Source organism: Streptomyces sp. NPDC101118, assembly GCF_044759445.1.
Lineage (GTDB): Bacteria > Actinomycetota > Actinomycetes > Streptomycetales > Streptomycetaceae > Streptomyces.
In genome coordinates, this window is sequence record NZ_JBIVZG010000013.1 from 126925 (window position 1) to 140085 (window position 13161).

General features: G+C 74.4%; 10 protein-coding genes and 2 tRNA genes. 9 read left to right on the forward strand and 3 right to left on the reverse strand.

All coding sequences use genetic code 11. The annotated features are described in order from the left end of the window. Positions 1 to 80: 80 nt before the first annotated feature. Positions 81 to 602 carry a SigE family RNA polymerase sigma factor gene (locus tag ACIQUQ_RS21560; protein WP_403978133.1) on the forward strand — a complete coding sequence of 174 codons (522 nt, stop codon included), beginning with the start codon at positions 81 to 83 and terminating at the stop codon, positions 600 to 602. A 299-nt stretch (positions 603 to 901) separates the two neighbouring features. Continuing rightward, on the forward strand, positions 902 to 2554 hold the full coding sequence (locus ACIQUQ_RS21565) for a long-chain fatty acid--CoA ligase (protein WP_403978135.1): 1653 nt from the start codon (positions 902 to 904) through the stop codon (positions 2552 to 2554). A gap of 49 nt (positions 2555 to 2603) precedes the next feature. On the opposite strand, the gene ACIQUQ_RS21570 is transcribed toward ACIQUQ_RS21565, so the two are convergent. The 3 genes from ACIQUQ_RS21570 to ACIQUQ_RS21580 all read right to left on the reverse strand — a co-directional run bounded on the left by ACIQUQ_RS21570 (position 2604) and on the right by ACIQUQ_RS21580 (position 7634). Next, complete coding sequence (locus ACIQUQ_RS21570) at positions 2604 to 3242, reverse strand: antibiotic biosynthesis monooxygenase (RefSeq protein ID WP_403978138.1); 639 nt, start codon at positions 3240 to 3242, stop codon at positions 2604 to 2606. 13 nt (positions 3243 to 3255) lie between these two features. Continuing rightward, on the reverse strand, positions 3256 to 7089 hold the full coding sequence (locus ACIQUQ_RS21575) for a PAS domain-containing protein (RefSeq protein WP_403978142.1): 3834 nt from the start codon (positions 7087 to 7089) through the stop codon (positions 3256 to 3258). 125 nt (positions 7090 to 7214) lie between these two features. Then, on the reverse strand, positions 7215 to 7634 hold the full coding sequence (locus tag ACIQUQ_RS21580) for an SSI family serine proteinase inhibitor (protein WP_403978144.1): 420 nt from the start codon (positions 7632 to 7634) through the stop codon (positions 7215 to 7217). Positions 7635 to 7869: 235 nt separating this feature from the next. Here ACIQUQ_RS21580 and ACIQUQ_RS21585 point away from each other — a divergent pair. From ACIQUQ_RS21585 to ACIQUQ_RS21615, 7 genes are all read left to right on the forward strand, one after another. Next, a tRNA-Ser gene (locus tag ACIQUQ_RS21585) sits at positions 7870 to 7960 on the forward strand. 346 nt (positions 7961 to 8306) lie between these two features. Continuing rightward, positions 8307 to 8382 (forward strand) — tRNA-Arg (locus tag ACIQUQ_RS21590). A 116-nt stretch (positions 8383 to 8498) separates the two neighbouring features. Beyond that, positions 8499 to 9371, forward strand: coding sequence for a DUF2797 domain-containing protein (locus tag ACIQUQ_RS21595; RefSeq protein ID WP_403978147.1), 873 nt, complete (start codon positions 8499 to 8501; stop codon positions 9369 to 9371). Between the two features lie 77 nt (positions 9372 to 9448). After that, positions 9449 to 9787, forward strand: a complete 339-nt coding sequence (locus ACIQUQ_RS21600; protein WP_403978150.1) for an antibiotic biosynthesis monooxygenase family protein — start codon at positions 9449 to 9451, stop codon at positions 9785 to 9787. Between the two features lie 73 nt (positions 9788 to 9860). Continuing rightward, positions 9861 to 10733, forward strand: coding sequence for an amidohydrolase family protein (locus ACIQUQ_RS21605; RefSeq protein WP_403978331.1), 873 nt, complete (start codon positions 9861 to 9863; stop codon positions 10731 to 10733). A 68-nt stretch (positions 10734 to 10801) separates the two neighbouring features. Then, complete coding sequence (locus ACIQUQ_RS21610) at positions 10802 to 11554, forward strand: response regulator transcription factor (RefSeq protein ID WP_403978153.1); 753 nt, start codon at positions 10802 to 10804, stop codon at positions 11552 to 11554. A gap of 68 nt (positions 11555 to 11622) precedes the next feature. Beyond that, positions 11623 to 13137: an ATP-binding protein gene (locus ACIQUQ_RS21615; RefSeq protein ID WP_403978334.1), complete on the forward strand. Its 1515-nt coding sequence runs from the start codon at positions 11623 to 11625 to the stop codon at positions 13135 to 13137. Positions 13138 to 13161: the final 24 nt, after the last annotated feature.

Here is a 13161-nt window from a genome sequence, read left to right on the forward strand (position 1 = left end):
CACCCCTACAACCTGAGACGGACACGGCTTCGGCACTTCGGGCCGATCCCCGCGCGCCCGCCCGCTCCTAGCGTTGAGACATGACCACCCCTGTCTGCACGACCGCCTCCTACCCGTCGTTCTCGTCGTACGTACGAACCCGGGGCACGGCGCTGATGCGGACCGCGCGCTCGCTCACCGCCAACCCGTGCGACGCCGAGGACCTGCTCCAGACCGCGCTCACCAAGACGTACGTGGCCTGGGACCGCATCGAGGACCACCGCGCCCTCGACGGCTACGTCCGCCGGGCCCTGGTCAACACCCGGACCTCGCAATGGCGCAAGCGCAAGGTCGACGAGTTCGCCTGCGACGAGCTGCCCGAGCCCGAGGTGCTGCCCGCCGCCGATCCGGCCGAGGCCCAGGCGCTGCGCGACGCGATGTGGCGCGCGGTCACCCGGCTGCCCGACCGGCAGCGCGCGATGGTCGTGCTGCGCTACTACGAGGACCTCAGCGAGGCACAGACCGCCGAACTGCTCGGGGTCTCCGTCGGCACGGTGAAGAGCGCCGTCTCCCGCGCCCTGGTCAAGCTGCGCGAGGACCCGGAGCTGACGCCGGTCCGCTGAGTCGGTCCGCCGATCCGCTCCGGCGGCCACGTTCGCCGACTCCGGGGCCGCCTGGCCCACACGGGTGTTTCACGTGAAACACCCCAGCCGGGTCGAACGGACGTTTCACGTGAAACATCTGTGACGTGACGTCCCCCGCTGTGCGCCGTGCACCGTCTGAGCAGGCCGGATCTGTGCACGGAACCACACATGCTTTCCCGTCGCCGTTTGTACTCCCGGGTAGTGACAGGCCGCGCGCCGCGTGCGCAGAATCGGCAGCATCCACTCTGCCGCCCGCGCAGCGCCCACGGGAGGACGCTTTGCTGAGCACCATGCAGGACGTACAGCTGACGGTGACCCGCATCCTCAAGCACGGGATGACGATCCACGGCCGTTCCCAGGTCACCACCTGGACCGGTGAGGCGGAGCCGCACCGCCGCAGCTTCGCCGAGATCGGCGCCCGCGCCGGACAGCTCGCCCACGCCCTGCGTGACGAGCTCGGGGTCCAGCAGGACGACCGCGTCGCCACCCTGATGTGGAACAACGCGGAGCACGTCGAGGCCTACTTCGCCATTCCCTCCATGGGTGCGGTGCTGCACACCCTCAACCTGCGGCTCCCCCCGGAGCAGCTGGTCTTCATCGTGAACCACGCGGCCGACAAGGTCGTCATCGCGAACGGCACCCTCCTGCCGCTGCTGGTCCCGCTCCTCCCCCACCTGCCCACGATCGAGCACGTCGTGGTGGCCGGCCCCGGCGACCGCTCCGGCCTGGAGGGACTCAACGTCCGGGTCCACGACTACGAGGAGCTCCTGGCCGGCCGCCCGGAGGCGTACGCGTGGCCCGAGCTGGACGAGCGCCAGGCCGCGGCCATGTGCTACACCTCCGGCACCACCGGTGACCCGAAGGGCGTGGTGTACTCCCACCGCTCCATCTACCTGCACTCCATGCAGGTCAACATGGCCGAGTCCATGGGTCTGACGGACGCCGACACCACCCTGGTGGTCGTACCGCAGTTCCACGTCAACGCCTGGGGCCTGCCGCACGCGACCTTCATGACCGGCATCAACATGCTGATGCCCGACCGTTTCCTCCAGCCGGGCCCGCTCGCCGAGATGATCGTCGCCGAGCAGCCCACGCACGCCGCGGCCGTACCCACCATCTGGCAGGGGCTGCTGGCCGAACTGTCCGCCAACCCGCGCGACATCTCCTGCATGAAGCAGGTCACGATCGGTGGCTCGGCCTGCCCGCCCTCGCTGATGGAGGCGTACGACCGGCTCGGCGTCCGCCTCTGCCACGCCTGGGGCATGACCGAGACCTCGCCGCTCGGCACCATGGCCCACCCCCCGGCCGGGCTCGGCGCGGACGAGGAGTGGCCGTACCGCATCACGCAGGGCCGCTTCCCGGCCGGCGTCGAGGCGCGCCTGATCGGCCCGGGCGGCGACGTCCTGCCCTGGGACGGGGAGTCGGCCGGCGAGCTGGAGGTCCGCGGCACCTGGATCGCAGGCTCCTACTACGGCGGGGCCTCCGGGGAACCGCACCGGCCCGAGGACAAGTTCAGCGCCGACGGCTGGCTCAAGACCGGTGACGTCGGCGTGATCAGCACCGACGGCTATCTGACGCTGACCGACCGGGCCAAGGACGTCATCAAGTCCGGCGGCGAGTGGATCTCCAGTGTCGAGCTGGAGAACGCGCTGATGGCCCACCCCGAGGTCGCCGAGGCGGCGGTCGTCGCCGTCCCCGACGACAAGTGGGGCGAGCGCCCGCTGGCCACCGTGGTCCTCGCCGAGGGCGCCACCGTCGACTACAGCTCCCTGCGCACCTTCCTCGGCGAGTCGATCGCCAAGTGGCAGCTGCCGGAGCGCTGGGCCCTCGTCCCGGCCGTCCCGAAGACCAGCGTCGGCAAGTTCGACAAGAAGGTGATCCGCAAGCAGTACGCGGACGGCGAGCTGGAGGTCACGCTGGTCGAGGGCTGACCGCCGGGCACAGGGACGAGGCTCGGCCCGACGGTCCCGCGGACCGGGGTCACGAAGGGCTGAGCCAGCCCCGCAGCAGTCTGCTCACGGCCGGCATGGCCACATAGGTCATCAGGGTGCTGAACACGGCGGCGAAGGCCGCCGTGCGCAGCACGAAGTGCAGGTCCACCAGCACCGGGCCGAGCACCGCGTTGCCCACCAGCGAGATCGGGAAGATGGCCAGCCCCGAGCTGATCGCCATCTTCCAGCGGGGCGGCGCGGGCCGGGTCGTGCCCGGCTTCGCGAACCAGGTCTCCATGCCGGTCAGTTCCCGCCGGGCTATTTCGGTGTGGTGGTGGCCCTCGCAGTTCGCGAACCAGCGCGCCCGCTCGGGGGACTCCTGCCACCGCTCGAAGGCCGCGTCGTCCACGAACCGGTGGACGAGGAACCAGGGCGCGCCCTCCGACGCCGGGCGGAACAGCCCGTACCCCAGGTGTCCCTCGAAGTGCGTCGCGGTCTCCAGGATCCCGCGCGCCCACTCCTCGAAGGCCGCCTCGTACCCCGGCTCCACCTGCCGCGCGATCAGCAGCGTCACCTCGCCGTTGTCGGCGGGCACGGTCGTGGGCAGCTCCTCCCGCGACCCGGTCCGTGCCGTGCCGCGGGCTCCGCCCGGTACGCCGTCCTGCGTCTTGCCCAAGGTCTTCGCCATGGGAGCAGGGTGGCTAATTCGTACCGATCTTGGCCAGCAGGTCCACGATGCGGCCCTGAACTTCGGCGGTCGTCGACCGCTCGGCCAGGAAGAGCACCGTCTCGCCGGAGGCCAGGCCCGACAGGTCGTCCTTGTCGATGCCGACGGAGGTGTAGACGACCAGCGGGGTGCGGTTCAACTGCCCGTTCGCCCGCAGCCAGTCCACGATCCCGGCCCGGCGGCGGCGCACCTGCATCAGGTCCATCACCACCAGGTTCGGCCGCAGCTGCGTCGCCAACTGGACCGCGTCGGTGTCCGCCCCGGCCCGAGCGACCTGCAGGCCGCGCCGCTCCAGCGCGGCCGCCAGGGCCCCGGCGATCTCGTCGTGCTCCTCGATGAGCAGCACGCGCGACGGGTGCTGCTCGCTGTCACGCGGTGCCAGCGCCTTCAGGAGTACGGCCGGGTCCGCGCCGTACGCGGCCTCGCGGGTGGCCTGACCGAGGCCGGCCGTCACCAGCACCGGAACCTCCGCGGCCACCGCGGCCTGGCGCAGCGACTGCAGCGCGGTACGGGTGATCGGCCCGGTGAGCGGGTCGACGAACAGCGCGGCGGGGAACGCGGCGATCTGCGCGTCCACCTCCTCGCGGGAGTGCACGATCACCGGCCGGTAGCCGCGGTCGCTGAGCGCCTGCTGCGTCTGCACGTCGGGCGCCGGCCACACCAGGAGGCGGCGCGGGTTGTCCAGCGGCTCGGGGGGCAGCTCGTCGTCCACGGGCTGCGGCACGGGCCGGTTGACCACCTCGACGGCCCCGCCGGGCCCGTCGAGCGGCTCGGGGCCCTCGGCCGCGCCCGCCTCCGGTGCTCCTATGGCGAAGGCGCGCCCGGGCTCGGACTGCTCGGCCAGCCGGCGGCGCCGGCCCGACCCGGTGTCCTGGGCGCCGGCGGGGGCCGGGGTGTCCGCGGCGGCCGGCTGGGCCAGGGCCACGCCCTGCCCCAGCGTGCGCACGCTGATGTGACCGGCCGGGGTGTCCTGCGCCTGCCGGGCGCCGGGCAGCGGTACGGGACCACTGGCGTGGGCGTCCTCGGGGGCGGTACGCGCGGCGGGCACCGGCCAGGCCGGGGTGGCGGGCAGCGCGCGGCGCCGCCCGGTCGCCGGGGCCGTCCCCGCCTCGGGCAGCGGATGCGGCTGCGGGGGCGTGTGGTCGTCCTCGGCCGCCGTGGTGCCGTGGCTCTCCTGGTCCGGGCTGCCCAGGGCACGGCGGGCCCGGCGCCCGGAGGGCTGCCCGGCACCGGCGGCGACCGGCGCGCCCCGGTCGGCCTCGACGGCCTCGGCGGTCGGCTGCGTCGGCACCGGGATGCCGCGGGCGGGGGTGCCGTCGGCCGGGACGCCCGGAACCGGAACGCCCGGCGCGGGGGTGCCTCCGGCGGGCGCGGCGGGCGTACCGGCGGCCTGCTGGGCGGGCAGCGCGAAGCCCCCGCCGGGCGGCACCTGGGCACCGGGCGGTACGGGCGTTCCGGGCGGTACGGGAACACCGGGCGGTACGGGAACACCGGGCGGCACCGGAGCGCCGGCGGGCCCGGACGCGCCCGGAACCGGAATGCCGGCCGGGGGCACCGGAGCGCCCGGCGGCACCGGGCCGAGGGGCGCCTGCGGCGCGGGGGCGGCCGCCGGGCCACCCGCGTTCCGGACGTCGGGAGTTGCAGGACCACCGGGCACCGCGAGGCCGGGCGGTACGGGAACACCGCCGGCCGGACCCACCGGCGCGCCCGGGGCGTTCGTACCGTCGGCGCCCTCAACGCGGGGCGCGTTGTAGCCGGCCGGCACCCGCGTGCCGGGGCCGACACCGTTCGGCGGCACCGGGCCGACACCGTTCGGCGGCACCGGCCCCACACCGTTCGGCGGCACCGCCGTCGGAGCGGCGGCGGCAGGCCCGCCCGGCAGCGCGAAGCCGCCCGGCGGAGCCACCGGCTGCGGAGGTTCGGGCCGCTGCGGCGGAGCCAGGGCCCGGCGACGGCCACGGGGTTCGTCCTGCGGCGCCTCCGGCTCACCGGAGGACAGGGCCAGCGCCCGGCGCCGCCCGCTGCCACCGGCGGGCACCGCGTCGCCGCCGGCCGCCGGGAGCGCGGGCAGCTGCGGTCCCGCCTCGGCCTCGTCACCGGCGCGGCCCCGGCGCCGGCCGGTCGCCAGACCGGCGGGGTTCACGGGCGACTGGGCCAGCTCGGCCGGACCGGAGGCCGGGGCCGGCGCGGCTGCCGCCCGGCGGCGGCCGGACGGCAGCTCCAGCGCACCGCCCTCGGCGGGGGCCGGCGGCTCGTCCTCCAGGAAGGCGTCGACGCCCCGCCGCGCCCGCTTGCCCTTCGGCTCCTCGGGAGCGGCGGGCTCGGGCTCCGGATCGGGCAGCGTGACGGTGCCCGCGCCGGCGCCCAGCGGGACCTCCAGCACGTACGCGCCGCCCGGCGCACCCGGCACCTCGACGGTCTGCAGCACTCCGCCGTGCGCGGCGACGATGCCCCGCACGATCGGCTCGTGCACGGGGTTCCCGCCGGAGTAGGGGCCGCGGACCTCGATCCGTACGACCTTGCCGCGCTGCGCGGCGGCCACGACCACCGTGGAGTCCATGTAGCCCCCGGCGGCCACCGGGGCCTTGCCGGTGGAGTCCACCCCGGCCACGTCCGCGACCAGGTGGGCGAGGGCGGTCGCCAGCCGGTCCGCGTCGACCTCGGCCTCGATCGTCGGCGCGTGGACGGCGAACTGGGCCCGTCCCGGCCCGATCAGCTCGACGGCACCCTCGACACCGGCCGCGACGACCCCGTCGAGCAGCACCTTCTTCTTGGCGAGCCTCTCCGTGCCCGCGTCGAGCCGCTGGAAGCCCAGCACGTTGTCGACCAGGGTCGTCATCCGGGAGTAGCCGGCGGCCAGATGGTGCAGCAGCTGGTTCGCCTCGGGCCACAGCTGTCCGGCGTCGTCCGCCGCCAGCGTGGCCAGCTCTCCGCGCAGTTCCTCCAACGGGCCGCGCAGCGCGTCGCCGAGGACGGCCAGCAGCTGGGCGTGCCGGGCGGCCAGGGCGTCGTAGGGGCGCCGGTCGGTGAACGTCATCACCGCGCCGACCAGCTGGTCCCCGTCCCGGACGGGCGAGGTGGTCAGGTCGACGGGCACGGCCTGCCCGGCCTTGTTCCACAGCACCTGGCCGCGCACCCGGTGCTTGCGACCGGAGCGCAGGGTGTCGGCGAGCGGGGACTCCTCGTACGGGAACGGCGAGCCGTCGGCGCGCGAGTGGATCGCGAGCGAGTGCAGCTCGCGGTTGCCGAGCTCGGTGGCGCGGTAGCCGAGGATCTGCGCGGCGGCCGGGTTCGCCAGGACGACGCGCCCGTCGGTGTCCGTGCCCACGACGCCCTCGGCCGCGGCGCGCAGGATCATCTCGGTCTGCCGCTGCGAACGGGCAAGCTCCGCCTCGGTGTCCACGGTGCCCGAAAGGTCCCGTACGACCAGCATGAGCAGTTCATCGCCGGTGTAGCGGTGCTGGTCGGCGTACGCGTCCCGGCCGTCCTCCAGGCCCGCGCTGGTGACCTCGACCGGGAACTCGCTGCCGTCCGTGCGCCGCGCGGTCATCCGCTTCGGCTTGGTGCGTCCGGGCTCCTCGTCGCCGGGGCGGCGCATCGAACCGGGGATCAGCTTGGAGTCGAACTCGGGCAGCAGCGACAGGAGCCCGCGCCCGACCAGACCGGTGCCGGGGGACTCGAAGACCTCGAGCGCGATGGAGTTCGCGTTGACGACCGTGCCGTTGGCGTTGACGAGCAGGAGCGCGTCCGGCAGTGCGTCGAGTATCGCTGCGAGGCGAGCAGCGCCTCGGGATGGCCTGCTGCTCACGTGGACGGTTCCTCCCTGACTACCGGCATGTCACGGGAGGAGTCTAAGGGCACCCGCCCGGCGGGCGGCGGCGGATGAGGGGGAGCTCTCACCGGATCGGGCTGCCTTCCGCGCGCCGTGCCTGGTCAGGAGCGCGCCGTCGGAAGGACAGGTTCCAATTCCTTCCACCGATTGATCTCGCAACCGTTCTTCCGGTCGTACGAGGCGTCGATCCGCTTGCCCCGCCAGGTGCCGGTGATCCGGGCCCGGGCCGGCCCGCCGTCGACCATCGTGCAGAACTGACGCTTCGAGACGGGGGCGAAGGGGTCCTCCTTCTCGCCCGACAGCCGGTCGAGCCGCGCACAGGCCTCGGCGGCCTTGGGGTGGCTGCCCCCGGGCGGGGCGCATTCCAGGGTGTACGTGCCGTCCAGCGAGCTCCCGCTCCCGGAGACGGCGACGGTCAGCTCGTCGGGCGGCGGCTCCAGCAGCCCGAGCGACGGCAGCGGCGGCAGGGGCCCGGCGGCTACGGCGGACGCGAAGGCGGCGAGGGCGAGGTGGCGCAGCATGACGCTCCCGGAGGGCAGGCGGTCGTACGCGTGCCCAACGAGCCGGCGCGGCGGACGTTGCGCGGCGCCGCGCCGCACGCCCCGCCGCGCTTCCGCACCGCCCGGGCCCCGCCCGCACTCACCGCGCTAAGGCTTTGCTCTGATCGGCCCGCGCCTTGTACCGTGGGGGTGGATTGGTGACCAGCCAGTGAGCTGTGTCATCATCTGCACGCACCCCCGTACGCGAGGGTGAGCTGGAGGCGTCGCCTAGTCCGGTCTATGGCGCCGCACTGCTAATGCGGTTTGGGTCTTAAAGCCCATCGAGGGTTCAAATCCCTCCGCCTCCGCGCTGTGATCACCGAAGCCCCGGTCCCCAGGACCGGGGCTTCGGTCGTTCCCGGCTCGGCGAGGCGGGTCGTTCCCGGCGCCGGAGGCCGCCCGCGGCTCCGCCGGCGTTCACACCCTGAGGCCGCCCGCCGCTCCGCCGGGGTTCACACCTTGACGCCGCCCTGCGGCGCAGCCGACCCCGTCCCGTCACCCGTCCGGCGGCGGGCCCGGCCCGCCCCCACATCCGCCCCATTTGGCGTTTCCGCAGGTCAGGGGCGGTTTGGATAACGGATTTCGCGTCCCGGCGAGGTCCATGTATTGTTGTTCTCGCAAGGCCAACGGGGCGAAAAACCCCGGGAAGCACAAGCACTCGTAGCTTAACGGATAGAGCATCTGACTACGGATCAGAAGGTTGCAGGTTCGAATCCTGCCGAGTGCACCAGCCAGAGGGCCCCGGACGAAAGTCCGGGGCCCTCTGTCGTTTCCTCGGCGTGGAGGGGGATTCGGGGCGTCCCGTGGCGCCCTGGGTCCTGACCGCCGGACGGGAGAGGGATCCGCATGTGGTGGTGCACCGGGATGCGCTGGACGGCGGCCGGACCGGTTCTGACCTGGTCCGCTCCGGGGCGCGGCACCCGCGAGAGCCCGCTCGCCGCCGGACGGCGGCTGGCCTTCACCGCCGAGGGGGCCCGGCGCTGCGTGGGGGTCCGGCGGGCCGGACGGTGGACGTCCTGCCCGGGCGCGCGGGAGATCCCGGCGGGGGCGGGGCGCGACCAGTGCACCGAGTGCGCGCGGCTGGACCGGTCCTTCTCCGTGGCGGCGGACACCAATGCCGCGGACCCGCGGACGTACCGCGTCTACCTGGCCTGGTTCGGCCCCGGCATGACCAAGGTCGGGATCACCGCGGAGGAGCGGGGCGCCGCCCGGCTGCTGGAGCAGGGCGCCGTCGCGTACACCTGGCTCGGGCGCGGCCCGCTGATGGCGGCCCGGCGCACGGAGGAGCTGCTGCGGGCGGCCCTCGGGGTGCCGGACCGGATCCCGTACGCGCGCAAGCGGGCGGTACGGGCGGTGCTGCCGCCGTTCGCCGAGCGGGCGGCCGAGGTCGCCGGCCTGCACGGGCGGGCCACCGCGTTGCCCGGCTGGGCCGAGACCCTGGAGCGGCTGCCCTGCGAAGTGGCCGACCACACCGCCGCGTTCGGGCTCGACGGGCTGCCGCGGCCCACCGGGGTCGTGGCGGGGCTGGTGCCGGGTGGAGCGGTCGCCGGGCTGCTCGCCGGTGCCGCCGGGCCGGACCTGCACCTCGCGGACGGGCTCGTCGTGGACACCCGGCTGCTCAGCGGCTGGGTGCTGGCCGCGGCCGGGGAGGGGGCGCGGACGTCCGTACCGGTGCGGCCCGCCGAGGAGGCGAGGGAGGAGCCGGAAGGGCTGTTCTGAGCGGCAAGGTCAAATCTTGGATCCCTTCGGGCGGCGGCCGTGGACACCGGGATCTTCCGCACCGGAAGGTGGTCGGCATGAGCATCCAGCCGCTTCCCGCCTTCGAACCCCCCTACCTGATGGCCGTGTTCACCTCGGTCCGCACCGAGGAGCCCGCCGGCTACGCCGAGACCTCGACCCGGATGGGCGAACTGGTCAGGGCCATACCCGGCTACCTCGGCCACGAGAACGCCCACACGCCCGGCGGCCTCAGCATCACCGTCGGGTACTTCCGCGACGAGCAGGCGCTGCAGCAGTGGCGCACGGACCTGGAGCACCAGCAGGCGCAGAAGCGCGGCCGCGACGAGTGGTACGAGAGCTACACCCTGCACGTCGGCACGGTCGAGCGGAGCCACGGCTTTGTGCGGGAGCGCTGAGCCGGCGGACGGCCCGGCGCGCGTCACCCCGCCGGCCGCAGAGGCCGACCCCGCCGGGACCACCGCCGAGGCGGTGCGCCGCTTCCGCGACCGCCTCGGGATCCCCGGCCTGGTCGACGTCCACACGCACTTCATGCCCGAGCGGGTGCTGGCCAAGGTCTGGGACTACTTCGACTCCGCCGGGCCGCTGACCGGCGTCGAGTGGCCCATCACCTACCGCCACGAGGAGGAGGAACGCGTCGCGCTCCTGCGCCGGTTCGGGGTGCGCGCCTTCACCTCCATGCTCTACCCGCACAAGCCGGACATGGCGGCCTGGCTGAACTCCTGGGCCGCCGGGTTCGCCGCCCGGACCCCCGACTGCCTGCACACCGCGACCTTCTTCCCGGAGGCCGGGGCGGCGGCGTACGTGCGGGGAGCCGTGGAGCAGGGCGCCCGGGTCTTCAAGGCACACCTCCAGGTCGGCGGTTACGACCCCAACGACGACCTGCTGGACCCCGTCTGGGGCCTGCTCGCCGAAGCCGGCCTGCCCGTCGTGATCCACTGCGGTTCCGGCCCGGCCCCGGGCAAGCACACCGGACCCGAGCCGGTCGCCCGGCTGCTCGCCCGCCACCCGAGGCTGCCCCTGGTGATCGCGCACATGGGCATGCCGGAGTACGAGGACTTCCTGGCCCTCGCCGGGGCGTACCCGGAGGTCAGGCTGGACACCACCATGGCCTTCACCGACTTCGCCGAGCGGCTGGCCGGCTTCCCGCCGGGGGCGCGGGACCGGCTGGCCGACCTGGGGGACCGGATCCTGCTCGGCACCGACTTCCCCAACATCCCGTACCCGTACGAGCACCAGCTGGAGGCCCTCGAACGCCTGGGGCTCGGGGACGACTGGCTGCGCGCCGTCTGCCACGACAACGGCGCCGGCCTCTTCGGCCTGCCCGGGGCAGGAGACCGCTGAGGGCTTTCTCAGGAAATTCACAGACTGGCGCAAGAGGGCTCTCAGCGGCCCCGGCCAGCCTGGGCACCATGACCGCGACCACTCACACCACGTCCGCGTCCCGCGCCACGCAGTTCGTCCGCCCCGACGGCGGGCCCTGCAGGGTCCTCGTCGTCGACGACGAGGCCGCGCTCTCCGAGCTGCTCTCCATGGCCCTGCGCTACGAGGGCTGCGACGTGCGAAGCGCCGGGGACGGAGCGGGCGCGGTACGGGCGGCCCGTGAGTTCCGGCCCGACGTGGTGGTCCTGGACATCATGCTGCCGGACATGGACGGCCTGACGGTGCTCGGCAGGCTGCGCCGGGAGCTGCCGCACGTCCCGGTCCTCTTCCTGACCGCCAAGGACGCGGTCGAGGACCGCATCGCCGGCCTGACCGCCGGCGGCGACGACTACGTGACGAAGCCCTTCAGCCTGGAGGAGGTCGTCGCCCGGCTGCGCGGCCTGGTCCGGCGGTCGGGCGCGGCGGCCGCGGCCCGCAGCGAGTCCGTGCTGGTCGTCGGGGACCTGACGCTGGACGAGGACAGCCACGAGGTGACGCGGGGCGGGGACGAGATCCACCTGACCGCCACCGAGTTCGAGCTGCTGCGCTACCTGATGCGCAACCCGAGGCGCGTGCTGAGCAAGGCGCAGATCCTCGACCGGGTGTGGTCGTACGACTTCGGCGGCCAGGCCAACGTGGTCGAGCTGTACATCTCCTACCTGCGGCGCAAGCTGGAGACCGGACGCACGCCCATGATCCACACCAGGCGCGGGGCCGGCTATCTGATCAAGCCGGGGGAGTAGTGGCCGCGAAGCGCCGTTCCCGCACGTCACAGGGCCGCCGGGCCGCGCGTACCCGGCGGCCCTCGCCGCTGCGTGCCCGGGGGCCCTGGTCCCTGCGGACCCGGCTGGTGGTCTCCGCCGTGGCGCTGATCGCGGTGGTCGGCGCGGCCATCGGCACGGTCACCACCCTCGCCCTGCGCACCTACCTGGAGGGCCGGCTCGACGAGCAGCTGCGGACCGCCGTGGAGATGTCGTCCCGCGACCGGGACCCCGACCGCCCCCCGCTCCGCTTCGTCTCCGCCCCGGGCAGTCCCCTGGACACGGTGGGCGCACGCCTGGCGGCCGACGGCACGGTCGCCGAGGACGGCCGCAGCGTGGCCCGGGGCCCTGCCCCCGGCAGCCTGGTGGCCCTGACCCGGGCCCAGGCCGATGCGCTCGGGGAGGCCGCGGACCCGGCCGCCACCCGGGCGGCCACGGTCAGCCTCCCCGGACTGGGCGACTACCGGGTGCTGACCGCCGCCGACGGCAGCTTCGTGCTCGGCTTCCCGCTCTCCGGCGTCCAGTCCACCGTCACCACGCTCATCGTGGTCGAGGTGTGCGTCACGGCCGCTGGTCTCCTCGCGGCGGGGCTCGCAGGCCAGGCCCTCGTCTCCGTCGCCCTGCGCCCGCTCCGCCGGGTCGCGGCCACCGCCACCCGAGTCTCCGAACTACCCCTGCACAGCGGCGAGGTGGCGCTCCACGAGCGGGTCCCGGCTGCCGAGGCGGATCCGCGCACCGAAGTGGGGCAGGTCGGCGCCGCCCTCAACAGGATGCTGGGACACGTCGGTTCGGCCCTCGCCGCGCGCCAGGAGAGCGAGACCCGGGTGCGCCAGTTCGTCGCGGACGCCTCCCACGAACTGCGCACGCCCCTGGCCTCCATCCGCGGATACGCCGAACTCACCCGGCGCGGACGCGAGGAGGTGGGCCCGGACACCCGGCACGCCCTCGGGCGGATCGAGTCGGAGGCCACCCGCATGACCGGACTGGTCGAGGACCTGCTGCTGCTCGCACGGCTCGACGCGGGCCGCCCGCTCCAGCACGAGGACACCGATCTCGTGCCCCTGGTCCTGGACGCCGTCAGCGACGCCCGCGCGGCCGGCCCGGAGCACCGCTGGCGCCTGGAGCTCCCGGACGAGCCCGCCGAAGTGCGGGCGGACGCGGCCCGGATCCAGCAGGTGCTGGTCAACCTGCTCGCCAACGCCCGGACGCACACCCCGCCCAACACCACGGTGCTGGCGCGTGTTTCACGTGAAACGACGGTTTCACGTGAAACATCCACCCGGACTCCCGCCGTGCTGCTGGAGATCGAGGACAACGGCCCGGGCATCCCGCCCGACCTGCTCCCCCACGTCTTCGAACGCTTCGCGCGCGGTGACGCCTCCCGCTCCCGCCAGGCCGGGTCCACCGGTCTGGGGCTGGCCATCGTGCAGGCCGTGGTCTCGGCGCACGGGGGCCGGGTCGACGTGCAGAGCGCGCCGGGCCGGACCCGCTTCCAGGTGCGGCTGCCGGCCGCGGACTCCCGCCCGTACTCACAGGCGGGCCACAGTCTCACCACACAGGGGTGACAGCGGGTCTGGCGAGGGTCGGAC